Here is a 20,159-nt window from a genome sequence, read left to right as displayed (position 1 = left end):
AAGTGAATACAGAATGGATATAGATTATGTACGGGGTCAGTTTCCGGCACTAGAACGCGATTTCGTTTTTATGGATAATGCCGGGGGGTCACAAACCCTTGGGAAAGTTATAGAAAGGATAAGCGGTTATCTTGTGCACCACAATGTTCAGCTGGGAGCTTCCTATAAGGTTTCGGAGGAAGCCGGAGAAAAACTGAGTTATGCCACCAAACAAATAGGCAATTTCATAAATACCTCGAGGCCGGAAGAAGTGGTGATTGGTCCTTCCTCAACTATGCTGCTCAGGATTCTGAGTATCTCGTTAAGCAAACAATGGAAAAAAGGAGATGAGGTGATCGTGACCAATACCGATCACGAGGCCAATGTTTCCTGCTGGACCGACCTCAAAGAACGGGGAATTAATGTTAAGATCTGGAAAGCCAACCCGCACACCCACGAACTTGAGATCTCAGACCTTACCGAGCTGCTGAATAAAAGAACAAAACTGGTTGCAGTAACTCACGTCTCCAATATACTTGGAAGCATTAACCCAATTAAGAAGATCGCTAAGATCGTCCATAAAGCCGGAGCACTCATTTGTGTAGATGGAGTGGCTTATGCCCCGCACCGCGCAGTGAATGTAAAAGATCTGGACGTAGACTTTTATGTGTTCAGTTGGTATAAAACTTATGGCCCACACCTGGCGGTCATGTATGGCAAATACAATCAGCTTTACAAAATGGAGGGAATCAATCATTATTTCTTTAAGAAAAAAGATGTTCCCTATAAATTACAGCCGGGGAACTTCAATTTCGAGCTTACATACAGCCTGCTGGGAATCACCGAATATTACCAGGAATTCTTTAAACACCATTTTCCGAAAAAGACCAAGCTCAGCTTTAGGGAGCAAATAGAAAAGACCTTCGAGGTGATTGCGGCCCACGAAGAAAAGATAAGCGCCCCGCTTATAGAATACCTGGATTCGCACCCGGAAATAAAAATAATAGGCCACCCGGTTGCCGACAGGACCAAACGTGTTCCTACCATTTCCTTTGTTCACGATTCACTTAAAAGTGATGAGATCGTAGAGCAGGTTGATAATCACCGTATAGGAATAAGATTTGGCGATTTTTATGCTAAAAAACTAATCAAGGATGCCGGGCTGGAAGAAAAGAACGGTGTGGTTAGGGTTAGCCTGACCCACTATAACACCAAGACCGAAGTAACCAGGCTTATAAGAGTGCTTAAGGATATCCTTGACTAAGCATCGCTATAAAAAAAGGCTGATTAAAAATTCAATCAGCCTTTTTTTATTATCATCTTTCAGAGTCTATCCCAGAGCCTGCCTCAGATCTTCAAGAAGGTCTTCCTCATCTTCGACCCCCACACTTAGCCTGATAAGAGAGTCCAGAACTCCTATTTTCTCTCTTTCTTCCTTTGGTATAGCAGCGTGCGTCATACTTGCAGGATGCCCGGCAAGAGACTCCACACCCCCCAGAGATTCCGCAAGGGTGAAAACCTTAAGTTTTTCGACCAGCTTAACGGCACTCTCCAGAGTTTTTTCGGCAGTGGTAAATGAGATCATCCCCCCAAAACCGCTCATCTGTTTCTTTGCGATATGATGATTAGGATGATCATCGAACCCGGGCCAGTACACCTTATCTACCTTAGGATGAGATTTCAGAAATTTGGCCACCGCTTCTCCGTTCTCGCAGTGACGCTGCATTCTAAGATGAAGGGTTTTGATTCCGCGTAGCACAAGGAAACTGTCCTGAGGTCCGCAAATTGCTCCGCTTGCATTCTGAATAAAGTAAAGTTTCTCTGCAAGCTTTTGGTCTTTCACCACAAGACCTCCCATTACCACATCACTATGCCCGCCAAGATATTTGGTAGCCGAATGCATCACGATATCGGCACCAAGTTCCAGCGGAAGCTGAAGATACGGGGTCGCAAACGTATTATCTACCGCAAGCAGCAACCCGTGCTTTTTAGCGATCTTAGAAACCGCCTCGATATCTATGATGTTCATCATAGGATTGGTTGGCGTTTCCACCCAGATTAGTTTTGTGTGATCATTAATATAGTTCTCTATATTTTCTGCTTCCTGCATCCCTATAAACTGGAACTTAATCCCGAGTTTTTCGAAAATGGAGGTGAACAAACGGTAAGAACCACCGTAAAGATCATTGGTAGAAATAATCTCATCTCCGGGCTTAAAGAGTTTCATTACCGCATCTATGGCTGCAAGCCCCGATCCAAAGGCTATCCCGTATTTTCCGTTCTCTATGCTTGCCAGAGAATTCTCCAATGCCGCCCTTGTGGGGTTTCCGCTTCGGGAATATTCAAATCCTTTATGCCCGCCTGGGGTGCTTTGAGAGTATGTACTGGTCTGGTATATTGGAGGCATTACCGACCCGTAAGCCGGATCCACATTTTCCTGCCCTCCGTGTATGGTTTTGGTGTTGAATTTCATATTAAGCTGTTTGAAGTAAAAGTAATGCTCCTGTTGGGCAATCACAAAATTGCTTGTACCTTTAACTTCAAATTCTTATATCGCTTTTCCATTGAAAAAAATCATAGCCATATTCGTATTGGCAGTTATGTTTGCTGCCTGCGAGGAAGAAGAAAAAACCATAGAATTTCAGCAGTATTCGGTAGAAAGATCCTTTGAAGACTGCAATCCTGAAAATGGGGACTGTACCTTTATAAGTCTCACCTATCCCCTTATAGCTACCGAAGCTGATCAGGCCGAAAAGATCAACTCGAAAATAGAGCAACACATAATAGAGATCGTGGATTTTCAGGATGGAGACAGCATTACTTCCCCGGAAGAGATGGCCGGTATATTCATTGCGAGTTATGCTGAAAACCTCGAAGAATTCCCTGAATATGCGCTCCCCTGGGAAGCGGTGATCTTCGGAGAAGTGAGTCTTAAAACGGCCAGTCTCATCTCGGTGAAATTCGATTCTCAGCTCTTCACCGGCGGCGCTCACGGCTACGGGAGCATCAGCTTCCTGAATTTCGACCCGAACACAGGAAAAACCTTTTCTCAAAAGCAATTATTCACCGCAGAATTCAGATCCTTTATGGAAAAGGAATTCAGGAAAAGGCAGGAGATCCCGGCAGATGTACCTATTAACAGCACGGGAATGTTCTTTGAAGAAGATGAATTTCAGCTACCGGCAAACATCGGTTTCACTGAAGATAAACTGGTCCTGCATTACAACCCTTACGAGATTGCGGCCTATTCTGAAGGCACCCTGAAATTCGAATTTCCTTATTCCGAAGTTAAAGACTTCCTCAAAATAAACCTGAAGGCCGAATAGCGCTCGATTTCTTTTCAGGGCAGGATCAAAGTCTTTACTTTTGCAATGCTAAAATCACTTAGGTCATGAAGAAAATCTATCATCTTTCCACCTGCGACACCTGTAAGCGAATCCTGAAAGAGCTGGACCCTCCGTCTTCTTTCATCCTTCAGGATATAAAGGAAGAAGAGATCACTGAGAATCAGCTGGAAGAAATGAAAGAACTGGCGGGAAGTTACGAAGCGCTTTTCAGCAAACGTGCCAGGCTTTATCGCGAAAGGGAACTCAACAAAAAAGAACTTTCCGAAGATCAGTATAAAAGCCTGATCCTGGAACACTATACCTTCTTAAAGCGCCCGGTGATCATCAATAACGACGAGATCTTCATCGGGAATTCCAAGAAAACGGTAGCCTCTGCCAAAGAATCCATAAATGAGTAGCAGGGCGCTTGCGATCCTGGCAGCCATTGTAGCCAGCGCCATTTATGGAGTAAACCACACGCTTGCCAAAGGTGTAATGCCAACCCACATTGAACCTTTGGGATTTATTTTTCTCAGGGTTTTTGGAGCAGCTATACTTTTCTGGGCCATCAGTTTTCTGGGGCCTAAAGAAAAGATCGCAAGATCTGACTGGCCAAGGATCCTGGGATGTGCCGTATTTGGTATGGCGATCAATATGCTTTTTTTCTTTAAAGGCTTAAGCCTTTCTACCCCCATCAACAGCTCGGTGATCGTAACGCTTTCCCCGGTAATGGTACTGGTACTTGCATCGGTGCTTATAAGGGAGCGCATCACTCTTTTAAAAAGTATCGGAATTATCGTGGGACTTGCCGGCGCACTTGTGCTGGTGCTCTTTAGCGCTGAAAGCAGCCATAGCGCCCCAAATATTCCCCTCGGAAATATTCTCTTTATAGTTAACGCCTTTTCCTACGGGCTTTACCTCATCCTGGTAAAACCCCTTACGGCAAAATACCATCCCTTTACCCTGATGAAATGGCTGTTCACCATTGCTGTTTTCATCAATTTCCCGATCACCATTGGCGAATTCACCGAGGTGGACTGGCTGAACCTGCCTTTTAATGCAGCCTGGAAAATGGTATTCGTGGTTCTGGGCACCACCTTTATGACTTATCTGCTTAACGTTTACGCCCTCAAGCAATTATCGGCTTCCACTATTAGCGCTTTTATCTACCTGCAGCCGCTTATCGCGATCGCTTATGCCGTTGCTACCGGCGCCGACACCCTGAACCTTGTCAAGGTCTCCGCAGGATTACTGGTATTCGCCGGGGTATATATGGTGACCAAAAAGAAAACCCAGATCAGAAACTCTTAAGTTCCTGAGACTTTCCTTCCAAAGCACTTGCTTATCAGCTTAACAATAGAAAATAAGCATAAGATGCAGGGATAAAAGAAGAGTCTGAGAAATAAAAAAGCACAGGAGATCAAAATCTTTATGATCGCTTGTGCTTTTACAAGACTACGAAAGTTGCTACACTTCCTTCATATTCATATCCTTAGGGCGCTTTCCGAATTTACGGGTATCTTCTTTGGTAAGTTCCCTGAAATCTTCGGTATGATCAAGGCTGTTCAGGTTTTCAAATAAGGCCTGCGGAAGTGCAGTAAGCTTACGCTCTTTCAGGTCTATCCAGGCACCCATCATCTCACAACTGGCAACATTTTTCCCTTTGTGGTCGTAGAAGTTATGCAGGAATTCAAAATACATCCCGTCTTTAGAAAGACCTTTTAACTCCAGGCTCACCGTCACGGGTTTACCGGCAAAAACCTCCTTAAAATAATATACGTGTTCATAAAAAACCACGGGGCCAATATTGTGCCTGGCCATTTCCTTATGGCCAAAGCCGTTCTCCATTAAAAAGGCCATTCTGGTATGACTCATAAAATTCACATAGGCCGTATTACCAAGGTGACGATTGGCATCTATATCGCTCCAGCGAATCTCAAATTCTTTTGTATACATAACTACAATTTTTCCATAAAACTAATATAAATATTGTGCACGCATAATGGATTTTGGTTAAGTTTATATATCATTGTCCCTATGCCGATTTTAGAAGCAACATATCAGCCTAAAGGTATCTTTAAAAGTGCCGATGTTAACACCGTTTATGCGGCAACCCTGCGAAAGGTAGACCTGCCGGCCTATAAACGTGAAAGAATCGAGATCAGTGATGGGGATTTTCTGGATCTCGACTGGAGCTTTACCTCGCAAGGAAGAAGCAAAAAAGTTGTGATCCTTCTTCACGGTTTAGCGGGAAGTGCTGAACGACCCTATATGAAAGGGATGGCCAGAACCTTCAATAAAAAGGGCTGGGATGCTGTAGCGATGAATTTTCGTGGTTGCAGTGAGGAATTAAACCGGTTTTACAGGAGTTATCATGCGGGAGCTTCAGATGATCTTGCGGAAGTGGTCACTCACCTGATGGCTACCGGGAATTACGAAAACATCAGCCTGGCGGGTTTCAGCCTTGGCGGAAATATGATGTTGAAATACCTGGGAGAAAACCGGACCATCCCTGAGGAGATCAAATCGGCTGTGGCGATATCTGTGCCCTGTGACCTGGCAGGTTCCCTGGGGGCGATAAACAGGATGCGCAATTTTGTGTATTCAAAACGCTTTGAACTTAAACTGAAGGAACACCTTAACGCCCGTGCTGAAAAATTTCCGGACAGGATCTCAAAAAAACAAGTTTCAGCCTGCAAATCATTAAGGGATATAGACGATCTTTATACTTCTAAAGCTCACGGCTTTAAAAATGCAGATGAATATTACGAGAAGAACAGCTGCGGGCAGTTCTTGGAAAACATTAAAATCCCCACCCTTATCATTAGCGCCAAAGACGATACATTTTTGCCAAATTCAGCATACCCCATAAAACAGGCCGGCAATTCAGGATACCTGCACCTGGAAATACCTTCCTGCGGCGGGCACGTTGGATTCGTACTGGATAATGAAGAATTTTACCACGAAAAAAGAGCCATAGATTTCGCAATGTCCCAGCTTTAAATTTCCTAACTCTAAATCCCGAATTTCATCCTAAGTGCTAAATAGAGGTTAAAAGATATTCTTCTCGTTTCATTTAAGCCTAATTTAGATTATTATCATATTTTTATGAATACTAAGGTCAATACTGGAAACATAGCAAAAATACGATCAGCCGGTTTCTTCACGAAAGGTATGGTATACCTGATCCTTGGAGGGCTTACTTTTATGGCTGCCTTAGGCCTGGGTGGTGATATTGCCAGTACCGAGGGGGTAATCAATTTTCTCTTACAGCTTCCGTTGGGGAAAGCCCTGGTGGGAGTGGTCGCCCTTGGACTTACCGCCTATGTTCTCTGGCGGCTTTATCAAATGCTCATCAGGCCACACCGCTCAAATAGCGGTGACAAAGGAGACATCGAAACAGGCTTCAAGAGGTTTCGGTATTTTTATTCAGCTATTTTCTATGCTTTTATCGCCTATTCTTTTGCTGAACCCCTCCTGTCTGCGGTGTTTGGTGATCCGGAATCGCCATCTGAAGAAGAGCCGGATAAAAAAGCTGCGCTATGGGAGATGCTTTCACACAGCTGGGGAGAGATCCTTATCTGGGGAGTTGCATTTGTGGTAGGGGCTCAGGCCATCTGGCAGTTTTCGCTTGCCTATAGTGCCAAGTTTATGAAGAAAATAGATAATTACCCCAGTATAAAAAATGAATACGATTTTATCCGGAAAGCAGGGAGAATGGGATATGTGGCCCGGGGCGTGGTATTCGGGATCATTTCATTATTTCTTGTAAAAGTAATGCTTCAGCACAATGCCGATGCCTATAAAGGGACTGAAGCGGCAATGCAGTATTTACTGAGCTTCTCCTATGGCTCCTTTCTTCTGGGCGCAGTTTCACTGGGGCTCATTGGTTATGGCATTTTCAATATTATGGTTGCCAGGCACGCTAACCTTACACGGCTGCATTAATCCAAGTCTTCTTTACATTTCCTGAAAACTGAGGACTTTCTTCAAATTACCGGACACAAATTAGCTTATTGCTAACTTTGCACTGCTATAGAATTGATTATCTTTGCGCAACCTTTTAAAAATCAAGCATGATTCAATCCATGACAGGCTTTGGGAAAAGCGTTACACAACTTCCCGCTAAAAAGATCACCGTAGAGATCAAATCGCTTAACAGCAAGAATTTTGATCTTAACGCCCGAATCCCTTCACAGTACAGGGAAAAGGAACTGGTACTTCGCAAGATCATCTCTAAGGCCCTGACCCGCGGAAAGGTTGATTTTTCTCTTTATGTGGAGATTACAGGTGAGGAAACCTCAGCTTCGGTAAATCCCGGCGTGGTAAAGAAATATATGGAGCAGTTAAAGGAGATCGTAGACGGAGACGAAACCGAATTGCTGAAAATGGCAGTGAGAATGCCAGATGCGCTGAAGACGGAAAGAGATGAAATAGACGAATCTGAATTCAAAGCGATTGAAGAAGCCGTAACCGAAGCCCTGGAAGAGATCAACAACTTCAGGTCTGAGGAAGGAAAAGCGCTTGAAAAAGACCTGAACTTAAGGGTTTCCAACATTATGAGCCTGCTTGAAGAGGTTATAAGAATAGACCCGGACAGGATCGATAATGTAAGAGAGCGACTGAAAAAGGGAATAGAGGAGATAAAAGAGAATGTAGACGAAAACCGTTTTGAACAGGAACTGGTTTACTATATAGAGAAATTCGATATTACCGAAGAAAAGGTAAGGCTTGAAAATCACCTTGATTATTTTACCAAAAGTATTAACAGTGACGACTCCAACGGGAGAAAGCTGGCTTTTATATCTCAGGAAATGGGACGTGAAATAAACACCATTGGCAGTAAATCTAATTACGCCCCTATGCAGCAGCTGGTGGTGCAGATGAAGGATGAGCTTGAAAAAATAAAAGAACAACTTTTAAACGTACTTTAAATGGACCAGGGTAAACTGATCGTCTTTTCCGCGCCATCGGGCTCAGGAAAAACCACAATAGTACAGCATTTACTGAAACAAAAGGAACTGAACCTGGAATTCTCAATTTCAGCAACCTCACGGGAACCAAGAGGAGGTGAGATTAACGGAAAAGACTATTATTTCCTTTCCCTTAAAGAATTCAAACAAAAGATAAAAAATGATGAATTCCTGGAGTGGGAAGAAGTTTATCGCGATAACTTCTACGGCACGCTTAAAAGTGAAGTAGAAAGAATCTGGGCTGAAGGTAAACACGTTATTTTTGACATTGACGTTGTTGGCGGGCTGGACATCAAGAATATATACCCGGAAAGAACTCTTGCCGTTTTTGTAAAACCACCCAGCATCGAGGAACTCAAGATCCGTCTAAAAAAGCGTAAGACCGAGACTCCGGACAAGATCAATATGCGTGTGGCAAAGGCTTCTATTGAGCTTGCTACCGCTCCTCAGTTCGATTACATTATTGAAAACAACAATCTTGATAAGGCACTGGAGGAATCTTATAACCTGGTTGCCAGTTATATTGGAGTAAACGAAAAATCTTAGGATGAATAAAAAGATCGGACTTTTCTTCGGGACCTTTAATCCCATACACGTTGGCCACCTCATTATTGCCAATCATATGGTAGAATATTCCGATCTTGAGGAGGTATGGATGGTGGTAACACCGCATAATCCGCATAAAAAGAAATCCAGTCTTCTGGAAGATCATCACCGCCTGGAAATGGTGTACCTGGCCTGCGAGAATTACGAGAAACTAAGCCCCAGCAACATAGAATTTGGCCTTGAACAGCCTAATTATACGGTAAAAACCCTGGCTCATCTTCAGGAAAAACATCCCACCAATGAATTCTGTCTTATTATGGGAGAAGATAACCTGAAAAGCTTTCATAAATGGAAGAATTACGAGGTGATCCTGGAAAACCATCAGCTATACGTGTACCCAAGAATGAGTGGCGGGACTGTGAAAAATGAATTCAAAGATCACCCGGGGATCACCAGAGTTGCTGCCCCGCGAATGGAGATCTCTTCAACAGCCATAAGAAAAGCGGTAAAGGAAGGGAAGAATGTTCGGCCTTTACTGAACGACAAGGTATGGGAGTATATGGACCGTATGAACTTCTATAAATAAAGACTGTTTAAAAATCTTTTTTGAGAACTCGGTTTAGCTGATTGATCCTACTTTTTTCATTGTGGAACTACAAGCTAAAGAACGTCGACTGCTCTCAATTTAGTCCTCTCACGACTTCTAAACAGTCTCTGATTTATCTTTTTATTCTTCGGGAGGAATCCTTAACACCTGGCCGGGATAGATCTTCTTCGGGTCCTTAAGCATCGGCTTATTCGCCTCAAAGATCAGCTTATACTTTGCAGGATCTCCATAATGTTTTCCGGCTATTTTTTCGAGATCATCTCCCGTTTCAACAGTATGAAAAACGGCTTCAGGCTCTCCATCCTCCACGTCCATCCTGTCATCTACCTGTGAGATCCCTTCAGTGTTTCCAACTGCAAGAATTATCTTCTCACGGTTCGCCTGGTCTCCTGCTTTGCCTGAAACTACCGCCATATCATCTTCTATATGGATACTTAGCTCATCTATCTTAAGATCCAGGTCATGTATGGTATGCTCCAGTTTCCTGGCAACTCTTTCATTTTTATCCTGTTCTTCCTGTGCTCTCTTTTCGTTTTTTTCAGAAGCCTCTTCAGTAATATTCTTTCCAAATCCTAATACTTTAGAGCCTGCTTCTTTAATGAATGAAAATAGTCCCATTGACAATTAAAATGATTGGTTCGAGTAAGTTACGCAAACCGGGGTGTTTGTCAAACACCCATTTCCTAAAGTTTTGTTAGAGTTTAAATAAGCGAAGCCGCCACATCGGTAACTAAAAAACCAATGAGGCGGCTTCAAACTAAATAACCAACCAAGAAAACTAAGAATCTTCTCTGTAACCAAAGAAGAACAGTTCTACAACGGGCAGAAAACCTGTAAATTGTCAATAATCCCTGATTATTAATGTTAAAATTCGGCGACTTTATTTGAATTATTCTCAGGAAGGGAGCTTAAAACGGGAAGAAACCTCATATCCTTATAATTTTGTTTATTTTTGGCTACAGAAATCAGGATATATGGAGAAATCACCTAAGTTCGCCGTTATTGGTGGCGGAAGTTGGGCTACCGCTATTGTAAAAATGCTTTGTGAAAATGTAGATACCGTGCATTGGTATATGCGAAGTGTTTATGCAATTGAGCATATAAAAAAACAGGAACACAACCCCAATTACCTTAGTTCAGTTGAGTTTGATGTGAACCAGCTGGAATTAAGCAGCGATATCAATAAAACCATAGCTGCGGCAGATTATTTAATATTCGCCATTCCTTCAGCCTTTCTAAAAAGAGAACTGGACGGCTTAAAGGTCTCTTTAGAAGATAAAATGATCTTCTCGGCCATTAAAGGTATAGTTCCCGAAAGCAGCCTTATTGTCGGGGAACATTTTGAAAAATTCTATAATATTCCCCCGGAAAATATTGGGGTGATCACTGGCCCCTGTCACGCTGAAGAGGTGGCCCTGGAAAGACTATCCTATATCACCATTGCCTGTACCGACGAGGAAAGGGCGAAGATTATGGCTGACCATCTTGCCAGCGATTATATAAAATGTAAGATAAGTGACGATGTTACCGGTACCGAATATGCCGCTATGCTTAAGAACATTTACGCCATTGCCGCCGGGATTGCTCACGGGCTTGGTTACGGAGATAACTTCCAGAGCGTTTTGATGAGTAATGCTATTCGGGAGATGAAGAAGTTCATCAAGAAAGTACATAAGATGAAACGCAACATCAACGATTCGGCATACCTGGGCGACCTCCTTGTTACCGGCTACTCTATCTTTAGCCGCAACCGGATGTTCGGAAATATGATAGGTAAAGGCTACACCGTTAAAAGTGCGCAAATGGAAATGAGTATGATCGCCGAAGGTTATTACGCTACCGAAAGCGCCTACAAGATCAACAAAGAGGTTAAAGCCAAAACCCCTATTATAAACGCTGTTTACGGCATTTTATATGAAGGTAAGAACCCTAAAAAGGTAATGAAGAAGCTTGCCGATAAGATGGACTAGAGTCTATTTTACAAGGACTCCTTTTTTCGGAATTACAGGCAGGTCCTGAACTGCTTTTTCATTGATGCTGTTCTTGCGAAAGACGAATTTTTTCTCAAACATTTTCCCATCTCTGAAAAATGTGATCCAGAATTCATTGTTCAGCGCAAGCACATCTTCCTGAAGGAATTCGATCTTGGCGAAAGAGCTTACGGGAAGTTTTTCAAGTTTATGCCTCATCGTAGAGGTTTGCTTCCGGCCATCATATCCGCGGGTAACAATAAGAACGGTTTCCAGGGCAGTCTCACTGTCGTTTATCAGGTAGGCATTCCATTCTTCAGCTCCAAAATCTTTATTGAATTCCTTTACCGCGGCCACATATACGCCTTCCACCTTAGGTATTTCGATATCCTTTTTCAAAACTTGTCTTCTACTTTATCTTTTATTTTATTCCAGATGAACCACAATACGATCCCGGCTGCGAGCAATAATATTATTCCAAGCAGCAGCTTTATGACCGCAAGCACAAAAGTGAGGTATAAGATGGCCCCAAGTATCAGAGCAGCAAGGATAATGAAGCCTGTCTTTTTCATTAGAGGGATGATTTAAACTGCTCCAGGAAGCGCACATCGTTCTCATAGAACATACGTATATCTCCAATCTGGTATAGCAGCATAGCGATGCGCTCTATCCCCATTCCGAATGCGAATCCTGAATATTCTTTAGGGTCTATCCCGCAATTCTTAAGCACATTAGGATCCACCATTCCGCAGCCCATAATTTCAAGCCAGCCGGTACCTTTAGTGATCCGGTAATCGGTTTCGGTTTCAAGCCCCCAGTAAACATCTACCTCTGCACTTGGCTCAGTAAAAGGGAAGTAAGAAGGCCGCAACCTGATCTTGGATTTTCCGAAGAGCTGTTTGGTAAAATATAGCAGGGTTTGCTTCAGGTCGGCAAAAGAAACATCCTTATCTATATAAAGACCTTCCACCTGATGAAATAAACAGTGTGACCTGGCCGAGATAGCCTCATTCCTGAATACTCTTCCGGGAGAAATGGTACGGATTGGCGGTTTGTTATTTTCCATATAACGCACCTGCACCGAAGAGGTATGGGTACGAAGCAGGATATCCGGATCTGTCTGGATAAAGAAGGTGTCCTGCATATCCCTTGCCGGATGATACTCGGGCAGGTTAAGCGCTGTAAAATTATGCCAGTCATCCTCGATCTCCGGCCCTTCAGAAACATTGAAACCAATATTCGAGAAGATCTCGATAATTTGGTTCTTCACTATAGAAATCGGGTGTCTGGAACCAATCTCCACCGGTTCCGCAGGACGGGAAAGATCGCCATAAACCCCTTTCTCTTCCATTTTGCTCTCCAGAGCTTCTTTTAAAGAAGCAACTTTATCCTGAGCAGCAGTCTTCAGGTCATTTACTGCCTTTCCGAAATCCTTTTTCTGCTCGTTCGGTACATTTTTGAACTCGGCAAAAAACTCGTTCAGGAGCCCTTTTTTTCCCAAATATTTAATTCTGAAGGCTTCAATTTCCTCCTGAGTCGCAGCATTAAATGCCTTAACATCAGCAATATGCCCCTTTATTTTATCGATCATAGGATGATTTTCTTTACAGAGGGGCAAATTTAAAAAAAATTACGCCTAAACCGGTCATTTTATCTGCTTATTAAGAACAGGGTGTTGTACGGGCCATTTCAGGCTCAGGCAGACTTAATTTCGGTTTTATCGAGATAGATATAATAAATAATGAAAAACACCGAAAGTGCCCCGAAACTATGCCATAGCCAGTGACTGCCCATAGGAAGGAAATAGACCAGCCGGTCCAGCAGGCGGAAGGCCAGTGCCAGGCTGAAACTAAGAATAGCCAGCAGCACCAGTCTGGAATGCCTGAAATGGGTTCGGTAGATATAGGTGAACATCGGAAGCAATAAGCCCAGCGCTGTACCGATGTAATTCACCGAGATCTCCAGGTTACTCGGGAACGGAATAAGCCTTATTCCAAAAACAAGTAACAGGACTATCGCGATCAATAAAGACTTATACCTTCTTTTCAGATTGACCCTAAGGGTAAAATACACTGAAACCGCCAGGCAAAGCACCAGGATAGGCACCCAGTCCAGCAGGAGCCATATTTCGTGGCTTCTGGTCGCGTGATAAATAGTTCCCCCGGTAAAACCTATCAGCAATATCGGCAGGCTAAAACCTAAAAATCTATGCCTGGAAAAGTCCTTATATACCTTGAACGAAAAATAAATAACGATCGCCAGGAAGAAAAAATTGCTAAAAGTATTAAAAGGCTCTACGGGAAACCTGCCCTGAAGGGTTTCCTGATAAATAGGCCCACTGTCGTTGGGGAAAGAAGCTAATAATAACAAGGCATTCATCTATGAAATATACTCCTTTTCAAGGAAATATTGTACGATAGCTTCTTTCATTAAAACCGACTGTTCTCCCGCCTTTAAAGTAGGCAACTGATCCATCACCTTATAATGTGGCCAGCCGTCATCATCAAAATAATCGAATTCATAGTAACCATAAGGTTCCAGCAGTCTGCATATTGCAATATGCATCAGGTCTATCTTATGATCCTTTTTGAAGCGGCGGTGTACCTGCCCCAGTTCCTGTACTCCAATCATATAAATAATGGCATCCAGATCCATTAAATCTCCGTCTGCAAACTGGTCTGACAGCTTCTTTTGAAGCATCGTCCAGCGTTCTTTTAGTTGTTCATCTCTTGCCATATTGCAAAGATAATATCTTACTTATTGATTTTACTATATTTGAAATATGAATACTGTAGATATTGTTCTTGCCCTGATTCTTGTTTACGGACTGGTAAGGGGTTTTTTAAGAGGTCTTTTGGCCGAAATTGCTTCACTTGTAGGGATTGTGGCCGGTATCTACGGTGCCATTCATTTCTCCCATCTCACCAGCGATTTTCTTATTAACAACCTGGACTGGAACCCCGAATATGTTAATCTCCTGGCTTTTGCCGTTACTTTTATCATAATCGTTTTCCTTATCTCTCTGGCCGGAAAGGTCCTCACCAAGATCGCAGGTTTTGCGGCTTTAGGGGTGGTTAATAAAATGCTTGGTGCAATTTTCGGTATACTGAAAGTGGCTTTTGTGACCAGTGTGATCATTATGTTCTTTAAAGAAGCTAATGAGACCGCCGGAATTATTGAAGACCAGACCCTGGAACAATCTGTACTTTATGAACCTGTAGAAGTGATAGCCCCCATCTTTTTACCATCTATTTTGAAAGAAGTAAAAGAGCGGGACATTCTTGAAAGTGAGGACAACACATAAAAAAATCCGACACTGGATTCTTCCAATGCCGGATCTCTGCTATTTATAGCTTTTTCTGAATTTACAGTAAAGTCACCTTTCCTGTTGTGATGGAATATACGCCACCAACTATCTTGATCTCCCCGTTCTTCTCCATTTCTTTTAAGATCGGGCTTTTTTCCCTGATCCTTTCAATACTTAGTTTCACGTTGTTTTCAACAACATCGGCTACGAAAGAATCGTTCTTAGAAGATCTCTCACCATCGGTCTTTGTCGCTTCCACTGCAGGCTCTATATTCTTCAGCAAATGCGTGATATTTCCAAGCTCCACGTGGTCGCAGGCAGCCTTCACCGCACCACAGCCTTCGTGACCCAGTACCATTACCAGTTTACTGCCGGCTACTTTGCAGGAATACTCCATACTTCCAAGAATATCGGTATTCTCAAAGTTCCCTGCCACACGCGCAACAAAGATGTCTCCAACTCCCTGATCGAACACGGTCTCTACCGGGACTCTGGAATCTATACAGCTCAAGACCACTGCCTGTGGCCACTGCCCGCCTTTGGTCTTTTCGATCTGGCTGGAGTAATCTCTTTCGTGCATTTTAGCCTGGGTGAAACGCTGGTTTCCTGCCATCAGCTCTTTTAGCACTTCTTCCGGGTTTAATTTTGACTGCTTTTCTTTATCAATAATTTCAGTAATCATAATTATATGTGTTTTTATAAGAGAGCCTTCCGTAGAAGGATCTCCGGTTTGTTGTTTAATTTTTTGTTTATGCAGGTTTTTTTTCTAACCTGAAGAACTGGTAATAACTCTCAGGGTTTTCAATCACTCCCCTTTCAGAAATAAGTTTAATGTTAATATTTCTTTCTTCGGCTTTCACCTTAAAGTCATCCAGAATTTCAATGATATCATTATCAAGATAACGCGTCTTGGTTACATCCAGCGTAAGATAAGAATTCTCCTCAAGATTATTAAGTTCCTTGATGATCGCACCTTTGTTGATAAAGGTCACTTCCTCTGCAAGGGTCATTTTTATGCTCTTATTTCCATTACCCACATTTTCGATATGCAGGAAGTAAGAGTTCTGGTAACTCTTGATAAGGATCACGAAGACACCTATCACCAATCCAAGGCTTATACCAATCAGCAGGTCTCCAAAAACGATCCCCACAATAGTCACTATAAAAGGAATGGACTGCTTCCAGCCTTTTTGGTACATTTCTACGAAAAGACTTGGCTTCGCCAGTTTATAACCTACCAGAAATAGAATGGCTGCCAGTACCGAAAGCGGAATCAGGTTCAGGATCCCGGGAATAACAATAACTGAAATCAACAAAAGAACTCCGTGAAATATAGCCGAAAGTTTGGTTTGACCCCCCGACTGGATATTTGCCGAACTCCTTACGATTACCTGGGTAATAGGCAGTCCTCCAATGAATCCGGAAATCATATTTCCTGTACCCTGGGCAAAAAGTTCCCTGTTGGTAGGGGTGGTTCTTTTATGCGGATCCAGTTTATCGGTCGCTTCCACACAAAGCAGAGTTTCAAGACTTGCCACAAGTGCAATTGTAAAAGCAGTGACCCAGATTTCAGGATTCCCTATCATTTTGAAGGAAGGAAAGGTAAACTGACCTATAAATGAATCGAAGCTATCCGGCACCGGCACGTTCACAAGGTGTTCACTGGAAATAGCAAAAGTTTCAGAACCCTGGGTTAACAAATAAAATATGATCCCGGCTGCAACCGCAACCAAAGGCCCCTGGATCAACCTGAATATCTTCGCTTTTTTGGTTAGAACGGCTTCCCATAAGACCAGGATGAACATTCCTATAAAAGCGATAAGAGTAGCACCGGGACTAATATTATTCACGGTGTTTATCAAGCCTGAAAAGGTGTTTTCTCCATCTACCTGGAAAAAAGCCCAGTCTCCCTGAGGGTCTCCTTCATATCCGAAGAAGTGCGGGATCTGTTTTAAAATGATGATGATCCCGATACCGGTAAGCATCCCCTTGATCACCGAAGAAGGGAAATAATACCCGATGATTCCGGCTTTAAGAACTCCAAAGAGAATTTGAATTGCTCCCGCGAGAACTACCGCAAGCAGGAAGTTCTGATAGCTCCCCAAACTGGCGATAGCAGCAAGTACGATGGCCGCAAGACCAGCAGCAGGACCGCTAACTCCAAGACTGGAACCACTTATAGCTCCAACTACAATACCCCCAACGATACCCGAAATTAAACCTGAAAATAAGGGTGCGCCACTAGCCAGTGCGATCCCAAGACATAAAGGGATAGCAACGAAAAATACGACAACACTTGCCGGAAAGTCTTTATTAAACTGTTTGAACATTATAACAATATTTTTATTTAGGCATCTGCTTATATAGCTGTATCAGGCGAAATACTTTCATTTTAAACCTGGCAATCAGATCTCCCCTGTTCCCAAAAATGGAAAAAGGAAATCCAGGGTTGCAGACAACCTGTAATTTTATTTTTAAGGATTTAATAATGGAATACTTCGGTGTTACTCCGCCACATAACCGTGCAGGGCATTAAAATACCGATAGAAATATTCCTGAAACGAAAAGTAATTTATGCCCGTTTAGGCGGGGGGGAAGTCACATCAAGACAAACCGGCCTGTAGTTATTTGAGTAATAATGACCGTGGCCTTCCTGTTCCTTTAGAAACTCAATGCTCCTGTAATTAGAATGAAGTTCCTTTATGTCATATTCAATGGTAAGCTGGTTTTTGGAACTCTCCTCCTCATTCACGTCATAGGCAAAAGAAATATCTACTGCACTGTCTATATAGGCTACTATAGAAGGAGTAGCAATAAAGCTGGTAAATATAAATGCCAGTATGTACGCAATATTTTTCACGCTGCAAAAATACTTATTTTTCATCTCTGGCAAAGCGCTCACCATTATTTATTGCTAAACGCGTATCAGGTTTCCCTATAGTTTTTTCAGATCGGTTTCATTTATCCAACCCTGGGTACCATCAGCAAGTTCAATTTTAACCCATTCCTGGTAGTCTTCCAAAAGCCGGGCTTTTGTACCCTCGTGAAGCATAAATGACTCATCTACCCTCAAATTGGGTTCTGTTCTCACCGGAGCCTCTTCGCTAAACACTATCCCATACTGGTTGTTTTGCTGAATGCCCTGCTGCGCGAAAGCAAAGAATACAGAACCGGCACAAATGATCAGAAAGGCTATAGATCCTGCAAAAAACATCCTCTTCTTTAGCGGGGATCTCGAAAAATAATAGGCTATAAAACCCGCTACAAAAAGAAAGCTGAAAAGCACCGCCAGTTTTGCCCAGGTGTTAAAACTAAAGACAGAGATCAGGCCATTCACCATTTTCCGAAGCCCTGTCTCTTCCGAAACAGGAATATCATCTATGGTCATATTCCTGGCGAACTCTATATTATTTTTAGCATCGGCATTTCCGGGATCCAGCTTTAAGGCTTTTTCATAATTGTAGATACTGGGCGCGATATGATTAAGCTTGTAATGTGCATTCCCAAGGTTATAATACAATTCAGCCGAGGCCTCTCCGTTTTCCAGAACCTGTTCATACTTATCTACCGCCGTTTGATAATTTCCTTCGGCATAAGCCGCATTGGCTTCTTCAAACAACTTTTCATTCTGTGAGAATACAGGAACTGAAATTAAAACCAGAAAGTAAAAGATCAAGTTTTTCATTTTCCTAATTGTTTATCCAATGTTGAGATCACTCTTACTGCTTTGTCATAATCCTGCTGCATCGTTGCAGTGGAAGCCGGGGTATACCTTGCAAATTCACAGCTTTCAAGAAGGCTTATAAATTCTGAAACCGTACTTTGATCAACTCCCTTATCGATCAGAGTTTCACGAATTCTTTCTTTACTCATTTCAGAGGTCTGGATATGCAGCTTCGCCTTCAGATAATTATGCATTGCCCGCTCCAGGGCTTCATAGAAGCCGGTCTGATCACCCAGATTCTTTCTGGCTTCAGAAAGATATTTTCTTGCCAGCCTGTCGGCTTTTCGGCTCCGTCTACCCACAACATCCCTGGCTCGCTCCTCACGTTTTCTTCCTAATAAGATCGCTAGGGGAATAGCCAGCAATGGAAAGCCAAGCAAGGTCCAGAACTCCCAGGAACCTAAAAAGGCCTGCTGTTGCAAGGGCTTCAAATTTGTATTTAGTTTGATATAACGAAACTGTTCTGCTGATAGATCTACTCCTTTTTTAGATGCAGCCAGATCTCTCTGACCTGCTCCCATAGACGGACCTTGTTCCACATCTATAAGGATCTCTTCAGAATTTACCGTTTTATATTTTTCATCCTCAAGGTCAAAATATGAAAAGCTTACGGAAGGAATAGGGTATTTCCCTTTTCTTGACGGAACAATGGTATAGTTTTCAGAAATGCTTCCCTGCATTCCGTTAAGGTTCGTCCTCACATTCTCTTCCCGCTCCGGCTCATACATTTCCAGCGAACTTGGGGCTGTTAGTACGGGAAGGTCAAAAAGCTTTAAATTTCCGCTCCCCTTTACTTCCACCGTAGCCGTAAGAGATTCGTTCGCTTCCAGCTCGGTCTTGCTGGCTTTTACATTGAACTCGAAATCCCCGACCGCCCCTGTAAAATCTGCAGGTCGCCCTGTGGCGGGCAAAGGCTTCACCCTTATCTTACGATTTCCCGCTGCTACGGTTTTATTTACTGTCTTATATATCCTGCTTCCAAAAATATCCCTTCTTTCACTTGGCACATCTACTGCAACACTCAAAGCAAGCGGCTCGATATCCAGCTCTCCGGTTTTCTGCGGATATAATATGGTCTTTCTAAGCACCACATAGCGGTAAGGTTCTCCCTCGTATTCGCCATTCTCCACCCTTAATTGCTTAATGTCTATGTTCTGACTCCAAAAATCGCTGTATTTGGGATTGTCCAGCTCCCTCCAGTTACTCACGCTTATACGCGGACTCACATAAAGCTTGTAAACCACCGTAATGGCTTCGTTTAAATACGGATTAGTGTTGGATATCTCAGCCACAAGATGAAGGTTCTCAGAAGCCACAATATCGCTGTCATTACCTCCCGTAGGCCTGTCTACCGCGGCAGTTACCTGTACGTCTACCGGCGAGGTTTTATATACTGTCCCGTCTATGGTGATCTCAGCCTGACCTATGGTCTGAGTTCCCCGTTCTTCGGGCTGAAGAAAATAACTATAGGTCTTTGAATATGTTCTTTTTCCGTTTATCCAGCTGTTACTAACCGCCTGGTTTGGCCCCCCTACAACCGTAAACCCTTCGAAAGAAGGCGGCCTGAAGTTATCCCCGTCTTCATTCATCTCGAAATCAATTCTGAGGCGCTCGTTAATCCCCAGCTTGTCTTTACTCACCTTAGCCTCGAACCTAACCTGGGACTGCACCAGGTTGGCCGCGCATAGAAAAAAGCTTATTAAGATTAATTTCAATTTCATTTTAAA

Annotated in this window: 24 protein-coding genes; 11 read left to right on the top strand and 13 right to left on the bottom strand. The window is 43.0% G+C overall.

The annotated features are described in order from the left end of the window. Positions 1–13 precede the first annotated feature (13 nt). Positions 14–1,243, top strand: a complete 1,230-nt coding sequence (locus ACFQ3Q_RS02790) for a cysteine desulfurase-like protein (RefSeq protein WP_380742697.1) — start codon at positions 14–16, stop codon at positions 1,241–1,243. Between the two features lie 66 nt (positions 1,244–1,309). Here the strand turns inward: ACFQ3Q_RS02790 and ACFQ3Q_RS02785 are convergent, their stop codons facing one another. After that, the gene (locus ACFQ3Q_RS02785; RefSeq protein WP_380742696.1) at positions 1,310–2,452 is read right to left on the bottom strand and encodes a cystathionine gamma-synthase; all 1,143 of its coding nucleotides are present in this window, start codon (positions 2,450–2,452) and stop codon (positions 1,310–1,312) included. 91 nt (positions 2,453–2,543) lie between these two features. Here ACFQ3Q_RS02785 and ACFQ3Q_RS02780 point away from each other — a divergent pair, with 91 nt between their 5' ends. From ACFQ3Q_RS02780 to ACFQ3Q_RS02770, 3 genes are all read left to right on the top strand, one after another. Continuing rightward, the gene (locus ACFQ3Q_RS02780) at positions 2,544–3,305 is read left to right on the top strand and encodes a DUF3298 and DUF4163 domain-containing protein (protein WP_380742694.1); all 762 of its coding nucleotides are present in this window, start codon (positions 2,544–2,546) and stop codon (positions 3,303–3,305) included. Between the two features lie 65 nt (positions 3,306–3,370). Beyond that, entirely contained in the window at positions 3,371–3,724 is a 354-nt protein-coding gene (locus tag ACFQ3Q_RS02775; RefSeq protein WP_380742691.1) for an arsenate reductase family protein, read from the top strand. Then, entirely contained in the window at positions 3,717–4,616 is a 900-nt protein-coding gene (locus ACFQ3Q_RS02770; RefSeq protein WP_380742690.1) for a DMT family transporter, read from the top strand. Before ACFQ3Q_RS02775 ends, ACFQ3Q_RS02770 begins: the two co-directional genes overlap by 8 nt. A gap of 156 nt (positions 4,617–4,772) precedes the next feature. Here the strand turns inward: ACFQ3Q_RS02770 and ACFQ3Q_RS02765 are convergent, their stop codons facing one another. Then, entirely contained in the window at positions 4,773–5,261 is a 489-nt protein-coding gene (locus tag ACFQ3Q_RS02765; protein WP_380742688.1) for an acyl-CoA thioesterase, read from the bottom strand. 81 nt (positions 5,262–5,342) lie between these two features. Between ACFQ3Q_RS02765 and ACFQ3Q_RS02760 the strand changes: the two genes are divergently transcribed. The 5 genes from ACFQ3Q_RS02760 to nadD all read left to right on the top strand — a co-directional run bounded on the left by ACFQ3Q_RS02760 (position 5,343) and on the right by nadD (position 9,410). Continuing rightward, complete coding sequence (locus ACFQ3Q_RS02760; RefSeq protein ID WP_380742686.1) at positions 5,343–6,308, top strand: YheT family hydrolase; 966 nt, start codon at positions 5,343–5,345, stop codon at positions 6,306–6,308. Between the two features lie 105 nt (positions 6,309–6,413). Then, positions 6,414–7,253, top strand: coding sequence for a DUF1206 domain-containing protein (locus ACFQ3Q_RS02755; protein WP_380742684.1), 840 nt, complete (start codon positions 6,414–6,416; stop codon positions 7,251–7,253). A 128-nt stretch (positions 7,254–7,381) separates the two neighbouring features. Next, positions 7,382–8,239, top strand: coding sequence for a YicC/YloC family endoribonuclease (locus tag ACFQ3Q_RS02750; RefSeq protein ID WP_380742682.1), 858 nt, complete (start codon positions 7,382–7,384; stop codon positions 8,237–8,239). Then, positions 8,240–8,824, top strand: a complete 585-nt coding sequence (gene gmk, locus ACFQ3Q_RS02745) for a guanylate kinase (protein ID WP_380742680.1) — start codon at positions 8,240–8,242, stop codon at positions 8,822–8,824. A 1-nt stretch (position 8,825) separates the two neighbouring features. After that, a complete protein-coding gene (gene nadD / locus ACFQ3Q_RS02740; protein ID WP_380742678.1) occupies positions 8,826–9,410 on the top strand; it encodes a nicotinate (nicotinamide) nucleotide adenylyltransferase in 585 nt (194 codons plus the stop codon). A gap of 141 nt (positions 9,411–9,551) precedes the next feature. On the opposite strand, the gene lysM is transcribed toward nadD, so the two are convergent. Then, entirely contained in the window at positions 9,552–10,049 is a 498-nt protein-coding gene (lysM, locus tag ACFQ3Q_RS02735) for a peptidoglycan-binding protein LysM (RefSeq protein ID WP_380742676.1), read from the bottom strand. 356 nt (positions 10,050–10,405) lie between these two features. Between lysM and ACFQ3Q_RS02730 the strand changes: the two genes are divergently transcribed. Next, positions 10,406–11,401: an NAD(P)H-dependent glycerol-3-phosphate dehydrogenase gene (locus tag ACFQ3Q_RS02730; RefSeq protein WP_380742674.1), complete on the top strand. Its 996-nt coding sequence runs from the start codon at positions 10,406–10,408 to the stop codon at positions 11,399–11,401. 3 nt (positions 11,402–11,404) lie between these two features. Here the strand turns inward: ACFQ3Q_RS02730 and ACFQ3Q_RS02725 are convergent, their stop codons facing one another. From ACFQ3Q_RS02725 to ACFQ3Q_RS02705, 5 genes are all read right to left on the bottom strand, one after another. Continuing rightward, positions 11,405–11,800: a hypothetical protein gene (locus ACFQ3Q_RS02725; protein WP_380742672.1), complete on the bottom strand. Its 396-nt coding sequence runs from the start codon at positions 11,798–11,800 to the stop codon at positions 11,405–11,407. Then, positions 11,797–11,973: a hypothetical protein gene (locus ACFQ3Q_RS02720; RefSeq protein WP_380742670.1), complete on the bottom strand. Its 177-nt coding sequence runs from the start codon at positions 11,971–11,973 to the stop codon at positions 11,797–11,799. The genes ACFQ3Q_RS02725 and ACFQ3Q_RS02720 overlap by 4 nt, the downstream gene beginning before the upstream one ends. Next, the gene (pheS, locus tag ACFQ3Q_RS02715) at positions 11,973–12,992 is read right to left on the bottom strand and encodes a phenylalanine--tRNA ligase subunit alpha (protein WP_380742668.1); all 1,020 of its coding nucleotides are present in this window, start codon (positions 12,990–12,992) and stop codon (positions 11,973–11,975) included. Before pheS ends, ACFQ3Q_RS02720 begins: the two co-directional genes overlap by 1 nt. Positions 12,993–13,096: 104 nt before the next feature. After that, a complete protein-coding gene (locus tag ACFQ3Q_RS02710; RefSeq protein WP_380742666.1) occupies positions 13,097–13,780 on the bottom strand; it encodes a hypothetical protein in 684 nt (227 codons plus the stop codon). Next, a complete protein-coding gene (locus ACFQ3Q_RS02705) occupies positions 13,781–14,137 on the bottom strand; it encodes a hypothetical protein (RefSeq protein WP_380742664.1) in 357 nt (118 codons plus the stop codon). 46 nt (positions 14,138–14,183) lie between these two features. Between ACFQ3Q_RS02705 and ACFQ3Q_RS02700 the strand changes: the two genes are divergently transcribed. Beyond that, the gene (locus ACFQ3Q_RS02700; protein WP_380742663.1) at positions 14,184–14,705 is read left to right on the top strand and encodes a CvpA family protein; all 522 of its coding nucleotides are present in this window, start codon (positions 14,184–14,186) and stop codon (positions 14,703–14,705) included. A 61-nt stretch (positions 14,706–14,766) separates the two neighbouring features. Here ACFQ3Q_RS02700 and ACFQ3Q_RS02695 read toward each other — a convergent pair whose 3' ends face one another. The 5 genes from ACFQ3Q_RS02695 to ACFQ3Q_RS02675 all read right to left on the bottom strand — a co-directional run bounded on the left by ACFQ3Q_RS02695 (position 14,767) and on the right by ACFQ3Q_RS02675 (position 20,153). Further along, a complete protein-coding gene (locus tag ACFQ3Q_RS02695; protein WP_380742661.1) occupies positions 14,767–15,390 on the bottom strand; it encodes a carbonic anhydrase family protein in 624 nt (207 codons plus the stop codon). Positions 15,391–15,457: 67 nt separating this feature from the next. Then, positions 15,458–17,038 carry a SulP family inorganic anion transporter gene (locus ACFQ3Q_RS02690; protein ID WP_380742659.1) on the bottom strand — a complete coding sequence of 527 codons (1,581 nt, stop codon included), beginning with the start codon at positions 17,036–17,038 and terminating at the stop codon, positions 15,458–15,460. 242 nt (positions 17,039–17,280) lie between these two features. Continuing rightward, positions 17,281–17,568, bottom strand: a complete 288-nt coding sequence (locus tag ACFQ3Q_RS02685; RefSeq protein WP_380742657.1) for a hypothetical protein — start codon at positions 17,566–17,568, stop codon at positions 17,281–17,283. 75 nt (positions 17,569–17,643) lie between these two features. Next, positions 17,644–18,393: a tetratricopeptide repeat protein gene (locus tag ACFQ3Q_RS02680; RefSeq protein WP_380742655.1), complete on the bottom strand. Its 750-nt coding sequence runs from the start codon at positions 18,391–18,393 to the stop codon at positions 17,644–17,646. Continuing rightward, a complete protein-coding gene (locus ACFQ3Q_RS02675; RefSeq protein WP_380742653.1) occupies positions 18,390–20,153 on the bottom strand; it encodes a BatD family protein in 1,764 nt (587 codons plus the stop codon). Before ACFQ3Q_RS02675 ends, ACFQ3Q_RS02680 begins: the two co-directional genes overlap by 4 nt. Positions 20,154–20,159: the final 6 nt, after the last annotated feature.

Origin of the sequence: Salegentibacter chungangensis, assembly GCF_042678405.1 — a bacterium.
GTDB classification, from domain to species: Bacteria; Bacteroidota; Bacteroidia; order Flavobacteriales; family Flavobacteriaceae; genus Salegentibacter_A; species Salegentibacter_A chungangensis.
Note: the sequence above shows the minus strand (reverse complement) of the source record. Positions and strands in the feature narration are given on the sequence as shown.